General features: G+C 44.5%; 11 protein-coding genes, 1 tRNA gene and 1 pseudogene. 8 read left to right on the forward strand and 5 right to left on the reverse strand.

Going from position 1 to position 20,055, the window contains the following annotated elements; all coding sequences use genetic code 11:
• Window positions 1-46: 46 nt before the first annotated feature.
• The 3 genes from luxU to uvrB form a co-directional block, all read right to left on the reverse strand.
• Window positions 47-391, reverse strand: a complete 345-nt coding sequence (gene luxU / locus H5300_RS01975) for a quorum-sensing phosphorelay protein LuxU (protein ID WP_017063462.1) — start codon at window positions 389-391, stop codon at window positions 47-49.
• Between the two features lie 24 nt (window positions 392-415).
• The gene (gene luxO / locus H5300_RS01980; protein ID WP_004734031.1) at window positions 416-1,804 is read right to left on the reverse strand and encodes a quorum-sensing sigma-54 dependent transcriptional regulator LuxO; all 1,389 of its coding nucleotides are present in this window, start codon (window positions 1,802-1,804) and stop codon (window positions 416-418) included.
• Window positions 1,805-2,106: 302 nt separating this feature from the next.
• Complete coding sequence (uvrB, locus tag H5300_RS01985; RefSeq protein WP_182795307.1) at window positions 2,107-4,137, reverse strand: excinuclease ABC subunit UvrB; 2,031 nt, start codon at window positions 4,135-4,137, stop codon at window positions 2,107-2,109.
• Window positions 4,138-4,646: 509 nt separating this feature from the next.
• On the opposite strand from uvrB, the gene H5300_RS01990 reads away from it, so the two are divergent.
• Window positions 4,647-4,722: transfer RNA gene (locus H5300_RS01990), tRNA-Asn, on the forward strand.
• Window positions 4,723-4,893: 171 nt separating this feature from the next.
• On the opposite strand, the gene melB is transcribed toward H5300_RS01990, so the two are convergent.
• Both melB and H5300_RS02000 read right to left on the reverse strand, forming a co-directional pair.
• Window positions 4,894-6,267: a melibiose:sodium transporter MelB gene (gene melB, locus H5300_RS01995; protein ID WP_182795308.1), complete on the reverse strand. Its 1,374-nt coding sequence runs from the start codon at window positions 6,265-6,267 to the stop codon at window positions 4,894-4,896.
• Window positions 6,268-6,742: 475 nt separating this feature from the next.
• Window positions 6,743-8,860, reverse strand: a complete 2,118-nt coding sequence (locus H5300_RS02000; RefSeq protein ID WP_182795309.1) for an alpha-galactosidase — start codon at window positions 8,858-8,860, stop codon at window positions 6,743-6,745.
• 849 nt (window positions 8,861-9,709) lie between these two features.
• On the opposite strand from H5300_RS02000, the pseudogene H5300_RS02005 reads away from it, so the two are divergent.
• From H5300_RS02005 to rsxC, 7 genes and pseudogenes are all read left to right on the forward strand, one after another.
• Window positions 9,710-10,954: pseudogene (locus H5300_RS02005) on the forward strand (carbohydrate porin).
• 107 nt (window positions 10,955-11,061) lie between these two features.
• A complete protein-coding gene (locus H5300_RS02010; RefSeq protein WP_182795310.1) occupies window positions 11,062-11,964 on the forward strand; it encodes a MalM family protein in 903 nt (300 codons plus the stop codon).
• Between the two features lie 141 nt (window positions 11,965-12,105).
• Entirely contained in the window at window positions 12,106-15,207 is a 3,102-nt protein-coding gene (locus H5300_RS02015) for a beta-galactosidase (RefSeq protein WP_182795311.1), read from the forward strand.
• A gap of 284 nt (window positions 15,208-15,491) precedes the next feature.
• Window positions 15,492-16,496: a substrate-binding domain-containing protein gene (locus tag H5300_RS02020; RefSeq protein ID WP_182795312.1), complete on the forward strand. Its 1,005-nt coding sequence runs from the start codon at window positions 15,492-15,494 to the stop codon at window positions 16,494-16,496.
• A gap of 269 nt (window positions 16,497-16,765) precedes the next feature.
• Window positions 16,766-17,344, forward strand: a complete 579-nt coding sequence (gene rsxA / locus H5300_RS02025) for an electron transport complex subunit RsxA (protein ID WP_004734039.1) — start codon at window positions 16,766-16,768, stop codon at window positions 17,342-17,344.
• 2 nt (window positions 17,345-17,346) lie between these two features.
• The gene (gene rsxB, locus H5300_RS02030; protein WP_004734040.1) at window positions 17,347-17,940 is read left to right on the forward strand and encodes an electron transport complex subunit RsxB; all 594 of its coding nucleotides are present in this window, start codon (window positions 17,347-17,349) and stop codon (window positions 17,938-17,940) included.
• A 7-nt stretch (window positions 17,941-17,947) separates the two neighbouring features.
• A partial coding sequence (gene rsxC, locus H5300_RS02035) for an electron transport complex subunit RsxC (RefSeq protein ID WP_259397521.1) occupies window positions 17,948-20,055 on the forward strand: 2,108 nt, incomplete at its 3' end.

Raw genomic sequence — 20,055 nt, forward strand, 5'->3', positions numbered from 1 at the left:
AAGGAGCATCATGCTCCTTTTTTAGTCTCTTTAATAACTAGCCGCTTTAGAGATCCGTCATCAACTGCTGATATTCAGTGTACGTTGATAACAGTAGCTCTTGCATATCTTGGAAATCAATCTCGGTTACAGGCAATGCTTGCTTCACTTTTGCGTCTAAGCTAATCGCAAAACTACACAAAGAATCCGCACCAAAACTTGCTGCGCTGCTCTTAAGTGCATGGCTTATATCAGCCAAGTACTTAGATGTATCCGACGCTTTATTTATCTCTAGATGTTCGTAGTAGCCTTTCAACTCACCTAAGAAGATTTCCAGCAAAACTGGCACATTCTCTTGCCCTATTTCGCCAGCGAGCTCATCAACTTTTTGCTGATTTAATACTTTCGTCATTATGATTTTCTTATTGTTTGGTGATTACTGCTTCGCATTCCACGTTTGCAACTTACGGTATATCGTCGATGGACTGACATCTAAGAAACCGGCCGCGCGGGGAATGTTGCCGTCACACGCTTTTATGGCCTGTTCGATAGCCGTCTTCTCAGTGATCCACAATGGGAAAATATCTTTTACCGTGATGTCTTCGTTCTGCTTCTCTTTCAAGCGCAAGCTGTTTTCAATCGGTTGGTTCAATGGTGGTGGAAGCATGTTGAGAGTAATCTCTTTGCCGTTATTCAATACCACCACGTTCCGTAATACGTTTTGTAGCTGACGAACGTTACCCGGCCACTCATATTGATTAAAGCGATCAAGTACTTCCTGAGCAAAACGTACAAACGCCTTCCCCTCCTCGACCGACATATAGCCTAGCAGAGAATACGCAATCTCGATGACATCTTCACCACGCTCGCGCAATGGCGGCAAGTGCAGTGGAATCACGTATAAACGATAGTATAAATCTTCTCTAAAGCGACCTTCTTGTACTTCTTTCCAAGGGTCACGGTTGGTCGCACACACAAAACGAACATCGACACTCTTCATCTTCGAAGAGCCGACTTTTTGGAAAGTACCGGTTTGGATAAAGCGCAGCAGCTTAGTTTGCAGCTCTAAGTCCATTTCGCACAGTTCATCAAGGAACAGTGTTCCACCATCAGCAAGCTCAGCAGCACCTTGGCGATCGGTCGCAGCACCGGTAAAGGCACCTTTAACGTGGCCAAACAGTTCACTTTCAATCAGATCTTTAGGAATTGCCGCACAGTTGATTGCGATGAAAGGCTTATCGCCACGCTTGCTCGCCGCATGAATGGCTTCTGCACATACCTCTTTACCTGTACCACTCTCACCAGTAATGAAAATGCTCGCCTTACTCGATGCTGCAGAGTCGATAGTTCGGTAAACCTGCTGCATGGTTTGGCTACTGCCAATGAAACCTTGATAGTTTTGGTTTCCCGGATGTTCCGAGCTGTTTTTAAGTTTGGTGGCTTTGCGGATCGCGTTGTTCACCGTAATACGGAGTCGGTCGGCTTCACACGGTTTGATAAGGAAATCTTGAGAGCCATGACGCATAGCTTCTACGGCGGTATCGATAGAGCCGTGAGCCGTCATGAAGATAACCGGAACTTCAGGGTATTTTTGTTTTACAGCAAATAGCACGTCCATACCGGTCATGTCAGGCAGACGTAGATCTAATAAAATAAGGTCTGGGATTCGATGATTCAAACTCTCGATTGCATCGCGGCCAGTGCCGACAATATTGATATCAATTTCGAGCGGTGTAAGATACGAGCGATATAAAGCTGCTACCGAAGCGGTATCCTCTACCATCAACAAATACTTCGATTTGTTATCTAGCGTTTTTGATTGCATATCCTAGCCATTTATAATTTGCATTTCTTATTATAGTCGCATTCCGCTTTGCATTATGCAAATTAGCCACAATATTTGTAGTGTGTTTTTTTACTTACTTCAAACAATCAATGTTTTATCTATCTGGCACGAACGATGCAACGGTATAAATGACCTTCGGGTCACCTAGCCAACTGACGTTGTTAGTGGACCGAGTGTTCACAAACGTAAGCCAGTAGAACATTTACTACTGGCTGTTTTTTTGCCTGAAACACTCTCAATTCTTGTATTGAGGGGAACAATTCTTCGAATGAAAAGTGAGATTAGCTGTTGGTAATAAACTGCTTTCTTAGCTGCTCAATTTCATCACGCTTCTGTGCTGCCAATTCAAATTCTAGGTTCTGAGCATGCTGATACATCGCAGCTTCTAGCTTGCTGATCTCTTTATCAAGCTGTTGCGGTGTAAGTACAGCATAACTTTCAGAAGGCTCTGCAACCTTAGATAGAGGAACTTGCTTCGATTGGCGCTGCTGCTTCGACTTGGTTAGATCACCTAGCTCCATAATGTCTTTGATATTACGTTTCAACGCTTGCGGCGTGATGCCTTGCTCTTCATTGTAGGCTTGCTGCTTCTCACGACGACGATCGGTTTCATCAATCGCTTTTCTCATCGACTTGGTGATTGAATCACCATACAAAATTGCTCGACCTTCCAAGTTACGAGCTGCACGACCAATGGTTTGAATCAGAGAACGCTCAGAACGTAAGAAACCCTCTTTATCAGCATCAAGAATCGCCACCAGCGATACTTCCGGCATATCCAGACCTTCTCGAAGTAAGTTAATGCCCACTAACACGTCGAACTCGCCCAAACGTAGGTCTCGAATGATCTCTACACGCTCAACGGTATCGATATCTGAGTGCAAGTAACGAACCTTAACACCATGCTCACTAAGGTATTCGGTTAAGTCTTCTGCCATTCGTTTAGTCAACGTAGTGACCAATACGCGCTCTTCTTTCACTGAACGGATTCTGATTTCAGACAGCAAGTCATCAACCTGAGTCAAAACCGGACGTACTTCTATGATCGGGTCAAGTAAGCCAGTAGGACGCACCACTTGATCAGCAATCTCACCATCTGATTTCTCAATCTCATAATTACCCGGCGTGGCCGACACAAAAATGGTTTGTGGCGCGATCGATTCGAACTCTTCAAATTTCATCGGACGGTTATCCAACGCAGAAGGCAACCTAAAGCCAAACTCAACCAAAGTCTCTTTACGAGAGCGGTCACCTTTATACATGGCGCCAATTTGCGGCACAGTTACGTGTGACTCATCGATGATCAGCAAACCATCATCAGGCAGGTAATCAAATAAGGTTGGAGGCGCTTCTCCTTCTGCACGGCCGCTCAAGTATCGTGAATAGTTTTCGATACCGGAACAGAAACCCAACTCCGTCATCATCTCGATATCAAACTGAGTTCTTTGAGAAATACGCTGTTCTTCGAGAAGCTTGTTGTTGTCTTTTAAATATTGAGCCCTATCGCGCAACTCATCCTTAATCTTCTCAATCGCCTCAAGGATCTTCTCTCTTGGGGTTACATAGTGAGTTTTTGGATAAACTGTAAAACGCGGTAAGTCTCTTTGTTTCACCGCACCAGTCAGAGGATCAAAAATACTAATGCAGTCCACTTCGTCATCGAACATTTCAATTCGAACCGCATCTTGGTCAGATTCTGCTGGGAAGATATCAATCACCTCACCACGAACACGGAACTGACCACGTTCAAATGCGACATCGTTTCTTGAATATTGCAGCTCAGCCAAGCGGCGTAGGATGTCTCGCTGATCCATCACCTCACCACGACTCAAGTGCAGCATCATCTTCAAATAAGACTTAGGATCACCAAGACCGTAGATAGCCGATACAGACGCAACAATAATGGCATCTTTTCTTTCTAACAAAGCTTTGGTAGCTGAAAGTCTCATTTGCTCAATATGAGCATTTATCGACGCATCTTTCTCGATAAAGGTATCCGTGGTTGGAACGTAGGCTTCCGGCTGGTAATAATCGTAGTAAGAAACAAAGTACTCAACGGAGTTATTCGGAAAGAAAGATTTCATCTCGCCATAAAGTTGAGCTGCCAACGTTTTGTTAGGCGCTAACAAGATTGCTGGTCTTTGAGATTGAGAAATGACGTTGGCAAGAGTAAAGGTTTTACCAGAGCCCGTTACCCCTAATAGAGTTTGATGTGCCAAACCAGAATCTAATCCATCTAGTAATCTGGTTATCGCTGTCGGCTGGTCACCGGACGGGCTATAGTCCGATACCAAGTCAAAGAGTTTACTCATAGGTCGCCATTTCCATACTGTGTATTTAATCAGGTCATTGTCACTCTAGGAGCTATGTCGTTGCAACTATTATCTAGAGAAATGCTTCTTAAGATTAGATATCAGTGATAGCTTTTACTTTTAGAACTTGGTATTATCCGTGCCCTTGCAAGATCTCTTCAGCTAAATCACTCAATTTTTAATCCACTACTTTTCCCCAAAAAATCTAAAAATAGCACTTGTTTTACTGTATATTTTATAATCGTCAAAAGTTATACAATAGTGATATTTTGATACAAATCTTTTAAATACATTACCTTACCTCAGATTTTTAGTTTCTCAGATTTATCCCAATTATTGTTGTTAAAGTTTCACGCACACACTTATCCACAATTTTGGTGGATAACTAAAGAAAGGCTAAATCCGGTAAGGCGTCCAAGAAAGTAAAGTTTTTTATATTATTTTTTTCTGCTATTTTTTATTGACAGAAATTCGGACTATTATTAGAATTCGCGTCGCTAACAAGCAATTCCCCTTTAGTTCAGTTGGTAGAACGGCGGACTGTTAATCCGTATGTCGCAAGTTCAAGTCTTGCAAGGGGAGCCAGATTTAAAGAAGCCGCATCACTCGATGCGGCTTTTTGCGTTTTAGTCGAAACAAAAGCTCTACAGGCACAGCTTTGATTAACTAACATCCATAAAAAAACGCCTCACAAAGAGGCGTTTGGGCTTAGTGACTAAACTGAGCGTTATTCTAGATTAGACGTCGTTTTAGCGGTTACGCTTCTGCAGTAACAACATTCACTGGAGTCTCTTTGTTTGCTTGGTCTTTATCAAACCCTTCGTGCAGGTGGTAGTAACGCTTATAAACAAGAGCACTTACCGTCATTAGAATCGCGGGTAAACCTACCATCATAAACTGCAGCCCCATGATAGTGCTGTCAGACTGTTCCACGTTTGGTACATAACCCACAACAGACAAGCCCATACCAACAATAAAACCACCAGCCGCGCCTGCAAACTTAACAAGCATTGTTTGAACAGAGAAGATAACACTCTCACTGCGACGACCTGTTTTGTGTTCACCGTAATCAACAACATCGGCGAGCATTACGGTTTGCAGTGCGTTAGCGATACCCACACCAAACTTGATTGCTGCACCTGCAATACCGATTAGAATCGCGTTACCCGGAGCGATAAAGCCCATGATAAGTAGAGTAATACAAGACAGCACTGGGAAGCCACAAGCCATAACCCATAGGTGCTTGCGTGGTAACACTGACGCAATGCGAGGGAACAAGAATACGCCTGCAACTTCAGCGATACCTGCCACCATCATATAAACGGGGAACAAGTCAGCGTTGCCTAAAGCGTAAGAGAAGTAGTAAATCGCAAAACCACCAACCAGCAAGTTTGCTATTTGGAACGACAATACGGTACCAATCAGTGCTTTTAGTTGGTCATTCTTACCGATGATAACCAGTACATCTTTAAAGCTGAAACGCTCAGCTGGTTTAGCATTTGCTGGTGCAGATTTTTCTTTTACGTTGCGAGCAATCAAGAATGCACTCATCACGAACAAAACAGCAATCAACATAGCAACGTTGAAGAAACCTTGTCCTTGGTCACCATCACCCAGTTTACCGACAATATGTAGCCCGTAAGTACCCGTAATAAACCAAGCCAAGCTAGCAAACAATCGTGGCCAAACAACCAGCTTTTCACGTTCTTGACGAGAGCTCGATAGTGCAGGAATCAAAGACCAGTATGGAATATCCATAATAGTGTACGTAAGGCCCCACAGAATATAAGCAGCCGCTGCATAAATGTATAACGTAGTGCCTTCAAACATATGCGTACTAAAAAGGCCAACAAGCACTACAGCATTTAACAGGGTTCCAATCACTATCCATGGACGGAATTTACCAAACTTAGAGCGCGTGTTATCAACGATAACGCCCATCATTGGGTCGGTCACCGCGTCGACAATGCGCGCGGCCAAAAAGATAGTACCCACAAATGCCGCTGACAGCCCAGCAACATCAGTGAAGTAAAACATTAAAAAGATGTAGATCGGAGCACAGGCAAAGTCTTTACCTAAAGCCCCAAGTCCATACGATAATTTGGTTTGTAGAGTAATTTGATCAGACATAGTATTTCCTTCAGGCGCGTAACTTCATCTCCTAACAGACGTTGAAACGCTTACCTTTTATTTATAATAATTTATCCACTCAAGTTCTGTTTTAGAGCCACTCTGTGGTCGCTTCTTAAAACACTCAAGTATCAAGTCCGACGCTAATGTAACCATTCCAACGAACAGATACTGTGATCAACAACCACTCAATGGAAACGTTTTCAGTCAAATATCTAAAGTGAGAGATCGAACAATAAAACACTCGAATTGATAGAGAATATCGCTAATTAAAGTGCTCAAAACAGTTCGTAGTGTGAAGTAACGCATGAGAACGATTACATAAATGCAGTATCACGGTGGGAATACATACAGAACTCCAATCTATAAGGGCACATCAAACCTATTAGACAGTTCATGACGGCTTATTAAAGGCAATAAAAAACCGCGTAATTTCACCTACGCGGTTCGTCAAATATAAGGCCTATGCTAAAACTTACTCGATACGTTCAAACTTAATCAGCATCGCTGTTTCTGTATCGAGTATCGGCATCGTCAGCCCCACCTCGGCGCACCAAGCACCTGATAATTCACAGCCAGATTCTGTCCATGGCGGTTGATAATTCACAATATCATCGTAGTTTGAAGGTTTATCAATCACAGAGACCTTGTATAGGCTTTGTGGATCTAACCCAGGTATACGCAAATGACCACTCAACGAATTGGTTGGCATCGCCAGCTGTGCAATCATCACCACAGCTTCTGACACATCTTCGGAGACGACCGCATGGATTTGATGGGCGCTATCGTCCGTTGGAACTCGCCAAGTTCTCCCGCTATGCAGTAACGGACGCAGCATCTTATGTAGCTTAATGTAGTATTCAAAGCCCTGCTTCTCTTCTTGAACTTCTTTTACAGGGTCTAATTCAATCCCCATATGACCAAACAGCGCTGTTAGGCCACGAAACTCAATACTATGACGGCGACGAGTGCTGTGGCAGTGGCTCGCGCCAATATGACTTCCCATTACCTCAGGGGGGAAGAAGTAACTCATCCCGCGCTGAATAGTTTGTCTTTCTAAGGCATCGTTATTATCTGAAGCCCAAAAACGTTGCGTACGCTTAAGAACCTCAAAATCGATACGACCACCGCCAGCCGCACAAGATTCAATATCAACCATAGGGTGCTTCTCTCGGACTTTATCGACCAACTCATAATAACGAGCGGTTTGTTGATGGGCCGCAGCCCTGCCTAGATGCGCAGGTTGTACAACTTCTCGGTTCATATCCCACTTAATGTAAGCAATGTTGTACTTACTTAAGAAGTGATCAAGACGCTCAAACAGAAAGTCGAATGCTTGTTGATTCTGAAGATCGATAACATATTGATTGCGACCCGTTGGTTGTTCATAGCCATCTACGGCGAGCAACCATTCTGGGTGAGCTCGGTATAAGTCAGAATCCTTATTGATCATCTCAGGTTCGAACCACAATCCAAACTCCATACCCAACTGATTAACGTGTTCAACTATCGGCTCTAAACCATTTGGATACTTTTCTTCATCTAAGAACCAATCCCCTAGTGCTGCCTTGTCACCGCAGCGCCCTTTAAACCAACCATCATCAATGATAAAGCGCTCTACTCCCATATCCGCGGCTTGGCTAGCCATCGACATAATATAATCAGGATCATGGTCAAAATAGATGCCTTCCCATGTATTAAGATGGATAGGTCGAGGCTTTTGTGCGAAAGACTCCGGCAAGATGGATCCACGCACATGTGAGTGGAACTGGTGGCTCATTCCATTTAGTCCTTCCGAACTGAAACTTGCATATAACCAAGGTGTCGTTAAGCTTTCACCTTCATCCAATGCAATCTCGCCCGGTAGATAAATAACTTCCGCTTGCACGTAGCGACGACCGTCTGCTTTTACATCCGCGCGCAATCTATGGTTACCACTCCAAGCGAAGTGAATCCCCCACACATCACCTGCCATTTCATTGAAATTAGCCGTACCGACAACCATCGCTGGATAATGTTCGTGAGACGTTCGTCCGCGACGATTTTCTTGTTGATAGCCCCCCTGCTGTAAGGGTTGACGCACCGTTTGGAACTCATGTACCCAGCGGCCGTAGTACGTCATCAACTCCTTAGCTCTTGCTGGTAATGGTAAAGTATTGGCGAGACGACTCACCTGATAAAGGCCGGCTTTAACGTTGGTTAAGGTGTGACGAGATTTCACAACATCATGTTTATCAAGGCATAACTCGGTTGTTAAACGTAAGCCTGCACGCACATCTTCACTCTCAATGATTAAGCTAGATGGTGTTTGTTGAATATCCGTAATAGAGAAAACAGGCGCCCAGTCCAACCCATCTCGGTGTCCTTCTAATGCCGGACTGCTGAAAACACCGCGCCCGAGTTCAGGGCTCAGTGACATAGCGACATCATCATCAAGGCGACCGTAAGGAACTGGTCTTTGAAGAGAAACACGAAAGTTCGCTAGATCGCCACGAACTGGAACTCCCCAATGCAGAATTTCGGCGAAATCACCAAGTTCAACGATCAGTTGCGAGTCTTTACCCGAAATTTCTATTAGGGATTTATTCGTCATTTTATTTAACCTTAACGCGTTTAATTACCCCGTATCATAATTATTGAGCTGAGAGTTTCTGTGATCAAACCCAAAATCATGAAAACGTTTCCATTAAATATTTTAAGATTAATAGATTCAAATAATGCTCCATAATTCAAAGATTTATGCTGGTCACCATCTCAACGCATATGCTCCTAATCCCAAAGAGTAGGGATATTCCACATTAAATAAAGCGCTATAACGTTAAAATAAACAAGAGTTTAAAAACAATTAAACACTTAAAATTCATCACGTTATAATTAATCTATTATTTGAAAATTGGCTCAAACACATTTCCTCTTGAACTCACCACACCACACTCGTATTCTTAACCTTTAGAGTACAACTATGAAGTGTCTCCCTGGGTCCTAACTTTTACATTCCAGCTTGACGGTATAGAACACAATGCTTGTAGCCTAGCTTCGACATTGAATTTGATACTTGCTTCCTTGTCTCACATGCCCAGTTATCATTGACTGGGCTTCTTTTCCCCTCAAAAACAGCCCCAACCCCTTGCTAACTCTAGCCTTACATCACTGTTACCTATGTTCGAACACAACGAGCGACTTCAGCTCTAGCGCACGATCAACCCCCTCAACACCTCTGAAATAGAAAACGATTCCATTAAAAACCCACAGAAATCTCTATAAAACCGCCAATACAAGCTCAATAACCAGATCAAAATCACACAAAACAATCACAAACCCATCAATAGCGTAAAAATGCCAACCTCATCATGAAAACGTTTCCATTGTTTATTTACACTCTCGCTAGAGTTAGGACTCAAACATAAAAATATCCATAAATAAAAAATAATGGAGACACTTCATGAAACAAAAAATGCTAGTTAAAGCATTAGGATTCACTCTGGCCCTCACCCCATTAATCAGCTTCGCTGCAGTGGAAAACGTGACGTATTTTGGTTATGCAAAATGGGGCAACATCTACACCGACAATGACCAACATAACGATGGCAAAGGAGAGCGCAACGACGTTATTCGAGCTGGTCAAGGTTACGGTAACTACCGTTTAGGTAATGAACTGAATTGGTGGGAAGCGGGTGTGAAAGCCGATGTATAGCGTGACAATGACGCTTATTTTGATACCACGATTTATCTAGGCAGCGGTGATAGCTGGGGAGACGTAAGTACGATTCAGCTTTGGTCAGCAGGCCATGGCCTTATAGATGGACAACCTAACGCGAAAGTATGGGCCGGAGAACGTTTCTACCGACGCCATGAAGTCCACATGATTGACGTGAAGTACTGGGACACATCCAGTACGGGTTTAGGTATTGAAGATTGGGATCTAGGGTTTGCGGATGCACATTTGGCCTGGATGGCGCCAAATTCTTCAAGTGAAGATGGGCGTAGTCTTCACAATATTGATGCTCGCTTAAGCGGTATTGAATTGAGTGGCACAGCGGATCTTACTCTTGGTTTGAACTACGTGACCACGCAAAACTCGAGCTACGACGATAAAGACATTACTACTTCTGGCGCAATGTTCTCTGCTCTTTACCGTCAAGCTTGGAACTACGGCTCAAACACCTTGGCCTTCCAATACGGTACTGATGCCTTAGCTGGCGGATTAATGAGTGCTGAAGGTGGTTCAGACAAAAAGTACAGCACTGGCGTCGAACATGATGGCTACAGCTGGCGTCTATTTAACCACGGTGACTTAAATATCAGTGAAGATGTTCAAGTCATGTACTCCATCGCTTATCAAGATAACAACCTAGATAACAACGATGGTGAGAAATGGTTCAGTGTCGGTGCTCGTCCTCAATATGCTTGGACAGATTATATATCGACAGCACTTGAAGTCGGTTACGAAACGGTAGAAGCACAAAACGGCTCAGGCACCAATGATATGTACAAAGTGACTGTTGCTCAAATGTTCCAAGCTGGCAAAGGCGTATGGGCTCGCCCATCTATCCGTATCTTTGCAACTTACTCTGAATCTAATAACGAGTGGGATCGTGGTAATGAGGTTTATGGTACGGCAACAAGCATCAACGCCGAAACTGTTGACGAGATTACCTTTGGTTTCAACGTAGAAACTTGGTGGTAAACCACCACACCCGAGCGTCTGTTCAATCAACGAATTGACGCTCAACACTGGAATAGCAATTTAACGGGGAAAGCCGATGTTTTCCCCTTTACTAAGGTAGCAATCAGATGAAATTAAGATCATTGATGACCATTGTCGCGGCACTCACCGTTAGCGCATGCAGCGGAATACCTGAAAAGGAACTTAAGACTGATTTCAATGACAGTTCATGCTGTTCTCAGCTAAGTGCGCTGCCAATGACACAATTGTCTGTTCCATTCCACCAACAAGTGATTATGGACGGTCATTTACCGACCCTTTCCTCTTCATTGTTAAATTACAATACACAAGCGGATAGCCAACGCTTTCCGACCATCGCGTACAAAATCCGTGACAAGACAGAATCGCTGTCCTTACTCATTCGTTCATACATTAAAAATGATGCGCTTTTCGCTCCGTCTATTTATGTCTTCGACAAACGATGGCGACTGCTTGGTCAATACAGCACTAACGACTTCACTTACTACCCGACAGCGATGCAAGGGTTAGAAAGAATTGAAGCATCAATTGCACTCGAACCTCAACGAGACAACGCGCAATTTATTGTGGTCAGCGCCGATAGCACTAAGTTAGATAGCGCCATCAATCGAATTCATCCTGAAGATCTGTATTCAGAATCTCAGCAGATTATTGGCAATAAGCAACTGCCGTTGACTGCGACGTTGAGCAGCGTAGGTATCATTGATGTTACGGCGAGCAAATCAACAAACAGTGCGGTTTTGACCCTATTGGCTGAGCTTGGCGTTTCATCCAACAATGAACCCGAAACCTTAGGTTCAACGCAAGTTTCTCAACCATCAACTCAGACAGTTGAAACCAATCAAAAGGCGCAATGGCTGAATATCCAAAAGGACATAGACCAAGCCCTAAACAACAATGACATCAAACAAGCTGCATTTATTGCTAATCAAGCGGCCGCACAGGGCATGCCCGAAGCAAAAGATTATTTATTAAAACAGCTCGCTGAATAGCTCAATAGCTCAATAAGCCAACAGAACAATACGCAGAACAATACGCAAAACCAACGATTTGATAACGGTCATCACGGCTTAAAAGACCGATGACTTAATAGAATTATTACCAATATTGAACACTTTAAGAGTAGGAATACCATGAAGGCATTTTCAAACATCATCCAAAGACGCGATTGGGAAAACCCACAGTCTGTGAATATCCACTGCCTTAATGCGCACAGCCCATTATCAAGCTACCGCAACCTTAAGCACGCTCGAGACGGCATTGAGTCACAACGTAAATCTCTTAATGGACAATGGAAGTTCAAATACTTTGATGCACCTGAACAAGTTGACGGTGAATTTATCGAAACAAGTTTCAATGACTCACAATGGGACGAGATTACCGTACCATCAAACTGGCAAATGCAAGGCTACGATAAACCTATCTACGCCAACGTAAAATACCCATTTGAAGTGAACCCACCGTTTGTACCGGCAGAAAACCCAACCGGTTGTTACCGCACTCAAATTACGTTGACTAAAAATGACCTAAAGAACACCCAACGTATTATCTTTGATGGCGTCAATTCCGCTTTTCATCTTTGGTGTAATGGCAATTGGGTTGGGTACAGCCAAGATAGCCGCTTACCTGCCGAGTTCGACTTAACTCAGTACCTAACTGTTGGCGATAATACGCTGTCTGTTATGGTGATACGTTGGTGTGATGGTAGCTATTTAGAAGACCAAGATATGTGGTGGCTAAGCGGTATTTTCCGTGATGTGACCTTACTAGCCAAACCAAAGCAGTGCATTGAAGATGTGTTCGTTACGCCTGATTTAGACGCATGCTATCGCGATGGTTCACTGTCTATTGTCACCAAAATTACGGCACCAGACACTTACCAAGTTCAGGTTCAACTGTTTGACGGTGAAAACGCAGTGACTGAGCCGCATATCGATCGCCCTCATAATCGACGAATTGACGAGCGTGGCACCTATGACGATGTGGTATTCCAAACTCTTCATGTTCGAGATCCGAAGAAATGGAGCGCAGAAGTTCCTAACCTTTACCGAATTGTCGTGTCATTGCTTGATAGGCAAGGTAACCACATAGAAAGTGAAGCTTATCAAGTTGGATTCCGTAAAGTCGAAATGACAGACGGTCAGCTAAAGCTAAACGGCAAACCGCTATTGATTCGCGGCGTCAACCGTCATGAGCATCACCCAGAGTTGGGGCATGTGATGACAGAAGAAGACATGATCCGCGATATCTGTCTAATGAAGCAGTACAACTTCAATGCTGTGCGCACCGCTCACTACCCAAATCATCCACGATGGTACGAGCTATGTGATGAATATGGTTTGTATGTGTGTGATGAAGCAAACATCGAGACCCATGGCATGCAGCCTATGAATCGCTTGTCTGCGGATCCGCAATGGGCACACGCTTATATGAGTCGTTACACTCAAATGGTCATGCGTGATAAGAACCATCCTTCTATCATCATTTGGTCTTTGGGTAACGAGTCGGGGCACGGCAGCAGCCACAATGCGATGTATGCTTGGTCGAAACAGTACGACCCTTCTCGCCCGGTACAATATGAAGGCGGAGGTTCAAATACCACAGCTACCGATATCATTGCGCCAATGTACGCACGCGTTAACAGCACAATCGAAGACGATGCTGTTCCAAAATGGTCTATCAAGAAATGGGTTTCTCTGCCTAACGAGCAACGCCCGCTTATTCTTTGTGAATACGCACACGCAATGGGCAACAGTTTAGGTAGCTTTAATGATTACTGGGATGCATTCCGAGAATACCCTCGCCTACAAGGCGGTTTCATCTGGGATTGGGTTGACCAAGGATTAAGTCAGTGGGATGAAAACGGTGAACACTTCTGGGCCTACGGTGGAGATTTTGGCGACATAATCAACGACCGTCAGTTCTGTATCAACGGGTTGATATTCCCAGATCGCAGCGTACACCCGACCTTGGAAGAGGCGAAATACTGCCAGAGAATGATCAATGTGACGTTAGCAGAGCAAACTGAAGATCAATGCCGCCTAACGGTAACCAATGAAAACCTGTTCCGAGCGACTGACAATGAAATCTTACGCTGGCAATTACTCGAAAATGGCGTCGTGATTCAATCGGGGCAACAAGTCTTATCCGTTGCTGAAGATAGTAAACAAGAGCTGGTAATTGACCTCGCTTTCACACCAAAAGCACAAGCCGAATATCATCTCAACACCGATATTACTCTGACTCATTCAACCAAGTGGGCAGAAGAAGGCCATGTTTGTGCAACAGAGCAATTTGCTTTACGTAACCATGCTGGCTTGCAACTCCCTAGCACGGCAAATGCTTTGGCTCCCCAGTTAAATCAGCAAGACACTAAAGTCGTCGTGTCTAGCCTAGATGAAACACATCAATGGCAATGGGATACAGAGAGTGGATTGTTGACCCACTGGATCGTTGATGGGCAACCGCAAGTTATCAAGGCACTTGTCGATAACTTCTATCGCGCGCCACTTGATAACGATATTGGTATTAGTGAGATAGACAACATCGACCCAAATGCATGGGCTTGTCGCTGGGAACTTGCAGGCATTGGTCAATGGGAGCGTCAGTGTACAAGTTGTGTCGTGCAAGCACTCGCAGACTCAGTACAAGTGACGTCAGTATTCGCCTACCAATTTAATGGCCAAATCCAAGCGATTACAAAATGGCAATACACCTTAAATAACTTAGGTGAAATGAATATCGCGGTTGATGTCACTTTAGCCGATCACTTACCACCGATGCCGCGCATTGGCCTTGAAATGGAGCTGCCTTTACCCATCGAAACAGCCAATGAAACTCCGGTTTCGTGGCAGGGATTAGGTCCTTTTGAAAACTATCCAGACCGTTTGGCTGCTGCTCGATTCGGTTTACACAGTCAGACACTGGATCAGATGCACACGCCGTATATATTCCCAACCGATAGCGGTTTACGTTGCGGAACCAAAAACTTGAATGTTGGAAATATCGGGATCGAAGGCGATTTTTCATTCAGTGTGAGTCAGTACAGCCAGCAACAATTAACGGATGCTAAGCATACCAATGACCTGACTCGTGAAGAGAAAATCTATGTACGCGTAGATAACCAACATATGGGCGTTGGTGGTGATGATTCTTGGAGTCCAAGTGTTCACCAAGAGTTTCAACTCACCGACAATCAATATCGTTATCAGGTTACGCTAACAAGCGCATCGTAAGTAGATTCGGGCCAAGTGGTTTGCTCTAAAGCCACTTGGTTCCCTATTACTTTGGGTTACCTGTGATTACCTTACTTCACGCGACAACAGCTCACACGCCAATATGACTCAAAAGCCAAGCTCAAATCTAGAGCTTGGCTTTTTATTTTCAAACTAATCAGCCAACCAAAAATAAACCATCAAACCTCGTCATATTTGATGTTTAGTATTTGAATTGGCTAACTATCCGTTGTTAAATGTCCAACCACCAGCACACAGCATTATATTCAGAATAAGAGAGCGGAATGGCTACCATTAAAGATGTTGCGAAGGAAGCAGGCGTATCAATCGCGACCACCTCTCGAGTAATCAACAATGCACCTCACACCAGTGAAACCGCAATTGCGGCGGTAAAAGCCGCTATGGAAAAACTCGGTTATCGCCCAAATGCCAACGCCCGTGCATTGGTCAGCAAATCTTCAAACGCGATTGGTGTACTGGTTAATGATGTTTCTGCCCCGTTCTTCGGCTCGATGATCAAAGCTATTGATACCGTGGCAAGTGAGCAAGAAAAACAGTTACTGATTGGCAGTGGGTATCATGACGCAACCAAAGAGCGCAATGCGATTAACTTGCTGATCAACAGCCGCTGCGAATCACTTGTGGTTCATAGCAAAGGCATTAGCGACGAAGAATTGGTTAAGCTAGCGAATGAAGTGCCCGGCTTGGTGCTGATCAATCGCATTGTTCCCGATATCGAAAACCGCTGTATTGCTCTCGACAACCGCCGCGGCTCTTACATCGCGACTGAGTATGTGATTAAAAACGGCCACAAACACATTGGCTACATCTGCTCGAGTCACGATATTGAAGATGCTCACGACCGCTTAGGCGGCTATTTGGATGCATTAAAAGATCACGGTATTGAATCGAACGATGAGTACATCGAATATGGTGAACCTGACGAACTAGGCGGTGAGCAAGCCATGGTTAACCTAATGGCAAAAAACACAGATATCACTGCCATTGCCACGTACAACGACTACATGGCAGCAGGCTGTTTGGCGTTATTACAAGAAAATGGCGTTCGTATTCCAGAAGATATGTCAGTTATTGGTTTCGATGACGGCCACATTGCTCGCTTCATTTACCCTCGATTGACCACCATTCGTTATCCAATCCAAGTCATGGCTAACCAAGCGGTTAAGCTCTCTCTGCAACTCGCAAGTGACGAGCCAAAAGAGCACCCGGAACATAAGCTATTTATGCCAATTTTGGTGCGCAGAGCCTCTGTTCGAAACATTAATTGAGAAAGCTCAGGTTTTTAAAAGCAGAGTAATTTGGTTCCCCGATACTTTTTACAACAAAGAAAATAGGATTGATTCGATGAGTTATCATTGAGTTAATCTTATTTTTCATTCCCCGCAAATACCCACCTATACTTAACCTGATCCATCTTAATCAAACGGTTACCCGTTGATTTTTTCACCAAGTGTCTAAATCCCTAGTGATCCTTGGTTGTTATTAGGTGAGCAAAGCAGGATAATATCGGGATCGGAATCTCAAGAATTAATCCATTATGACCGAATACCTTTTGTTGTTGGTTGGCACAGTGCTGGTCAATAACTTTGTGCTAGTGAAGTTTTTAGGGCTATGTCCTTTCATGGGAGTCTCCAAGAAACTGGAGACTGCGATTGGCATGGGCCTCGCGACGACTTTCGTTCTGACGTTAGCGTCGGTATCTGCATACCTAGTAGAAACCTACATCCTTACCCCTCTGGGTATTGAATACCTGCGTACCATGAGCTTTATCTTGGTTATCGCGGTGGTTGTTCAATTTACGGAAATGGTCGTTCACAAAACCAGCCCAACACTATATCGCCTATTGGGGATCTTTCTGCCGCTTATCACCACCAACTGTGCGGTATTAGGTGTTGCACTTCTGAACATCAATGAAAACCACAACTTCATTCAGTCAATCATCTATGGTTTCGGTGCTGCGGTTGGTTTCTCGCTTGTATTGATCCTATTTGCTGCAATGCGTGAGCGTATTGCGGTTGCTGATGTTCCAATGCCCTTCAAAGGCGCATCGATTGCGATGATCACAGCTGGCCTAATGTCTCTGGCATTTATGGGCTTTACTGGGTTGGTGAAATAAGCATGAGTACCATTTTAATTGCGATCATTGCGCTAGCCGTTTTAGCCGCTGTTTTTGGCGCTATTTTGGGCTTTGCTTCTATCCGCTTTAAAGTGGAAGCCGATCCTATCGTTGATCAAATCGACACCATTTTACCGCAAACTCAATGTGGTCAGTGTGGCTACCCTGGCTGTCGCCCATACGCAGAGGCGATCGCTAACGGAGATAAGATCAACAAATGTCCTCCGGGCGGCCAAGCAACCATTGAGAAGCTAGCAGATTTAATGGGCGTAGAAGTTGAAGACTCCGCTCATGACTTAGATAACAAAGTAAAAACCGTTGCCTTCATTCATGAAGATATGTGTATCGGCTGTACCAAATGCATTCAAGCCTGCCCTGTTGACGCCATTGTTGGTGGTACCAAGGCACTGCACACAGTAATCAAAGATGAATGTACAGGTTGTGATCTATGTGTCGCACCGTGCCCTACTGACTGTATCGAAATGATTCCAGTGGCAACAACGACTGAAAATTGGAAATGGCAGATGAACATCATTCCTGTTACTGATATCACTAACCAAGCAACTGATGCGACCGCGTCAGAGCCTAAAGCATAGGGTTAGTATGATCTCTTTAATTGAACAAATTCGCACGGGCTCTATTTGGAACTTCCCAGGCGGTGTGCACCCTGCTGAAAACAAGAAACAGTCGAATACTACTGATATCGTGCATGCAAGGCTTCCTGAAGAAATCGTTCTTCCGGTGAAACAGCACATCGGTAAGCCCGGTAACTTGTTGGTTGCTGTCGGTGATGCCGTACTAAAAGGTCAACAACTGACGGCCTTAGAGACTGGTTTCACTTTGCCAGTACATGCACCAACATCGGGTGTGATTACCGCTATTGAACCACGAACCACCGCTCACCCTTCAGGCTTGAGTGATGTGTGCGTGGTGATTAAACCTGATGGCCTAGACTCTTGGATTGAAAAAAATCCAGTTGAAGATTTTTCGACAAAGACTTATGACGAACTGCTTGATGTGATTCGCCAAGCTGGCATTTCAGGCATGGGCGGCGCAGGCTTCCCTACGGCTAAGAAGCTTCAATCCGGCTTAGGTCGTACCGACATTTTGATCGTCAATGCTGCGGAATGTGAACCTTACATCACCTCTGATGACAAGTTGCTTCAAGAACATGCCGACGAAGTATTAAAAGGCATCGAAGTGGTTGAACACATTCTTCAACCAAAGCTGACGGTTATCGGCATTGAAGACAACAAACCAGACGCGATAAAAGCACTTGAGATTGCAGCAAAAGACAAAGATATCGTCATTCGTGTTATCCCAACTAAATACCCTTCTGGTGGTGAGAAGCAACTTATCAAGATCCTCACCAACAAAGAGGTTCCAGCTGGCGGCATTCCTGCAGACATTGGTGTTTTGGTTCAGAACGTCGGCTCTCTTTACTCGATTAAGCGAGCGGTAATTGACGGCGAACCCGTGGTTAACCGCGTGGTGACTTTAACCGGTAAAACCTTTAAGCAACCTCGTAACGTTTGGGCGCTATTAGGCACACCAGTACATGAGTTACTTGAAGAGTTTGGCTACAAAGCAGATAAAAAACTGCCGCGTTTAATTTTGGGCGGCCCGATGATGGGCTTTACCTTGCCGCATGCCAATGTGCCAATCACCAAAACGTCGAACTGTATTTTAGCGCCAACGCGTCGTGAGATCTCACCAAGCACTTACGAAATGGAATGTATTCGTTGCAGCGCATGTGCTGAAGCTTGTCCTGCATCTCTACTTCCTCAACAACTGCAATGGCATGCGAAAGCCAACGAGTTGGATAAGTGTGAAGAGCTGAATATTAAAGACTGTATTGAATGTGGTGCTTGTGCGTTTGTCTGCCCAAGTGAAATCCCTCTTGTTCAGTACTATCGCCAAGCGAAAGCCGAAATCAAAACAAGAAAAGATGAAGCGACAGCTGCAGAGCGCGCCAAGATTCGTTTCGAAGAGAAAAACGCTCGTATGAAGCGTGACAAAGCAGAACGTGAAAACCGCTTCAAGAAAGCTGCTGACAACCGTCGTAAAGATATGAAATCAGCCGATGGTGATGATGCGATTGCAGCTGCGATTGCTCGCGTTAAAGCTCAAAAAACAACAGTAGACCAAACACCTAATGCAGAACCAGCAGTGAAACCTGCGGTAGCCGCTGCGATTGCTAAGGCAAAAGCGAAACAAGCTGCAGCTCAAAAAGCAAACGACGCCGGACCTGATAACTCTGAAATGTCTAAGTTACGAGAAGAGCGTAAGAGACAAGCTAGAGAACGTAAGGCACAACAAGCTGCAACGGATAATCCAGCAGAGAACTCTGGCGATACTAAGAAAGATGCTGTCGCTGCGGCTATTGCTCGCGCTAAAGCAAAGAAAGCTCAACAAGCGGAATCAGCGTCTGAAGCTCCAGCTGAAAGTACTGGCGACGCTAAGAAAGATGCTGTTGCTGCAGCTATCGCTCGCGCTAAAGCGAAGAAAGCACAACAAGCAGAATCAGCTGCTCAAACCGAAAGTGAAGCTCCAGCTAAAAGCTCTGGCGATGCCAAGAAAGACGCCGTCGCTGCGGCTATTGCTCGTGCTAAAGCCAAGAAAGCTCAACAAGCAGAATCAGCTACTCAAACCGAAAGTGAAGTACCGGTTAAAAGTTCTGGCGATGCTAAGAAAGATGCTGTCGCTGCGGC

Origin of the sequence: Vibrio sp. SG41-7, from assembly GCF_014164465.1 — a bacterium.
GTDB lineage: Bacteria > Pseudomonadota > Gammaproteobacteria > Enterobacterales > Vibrionaceae > Vibrio > Vibrio splendidus.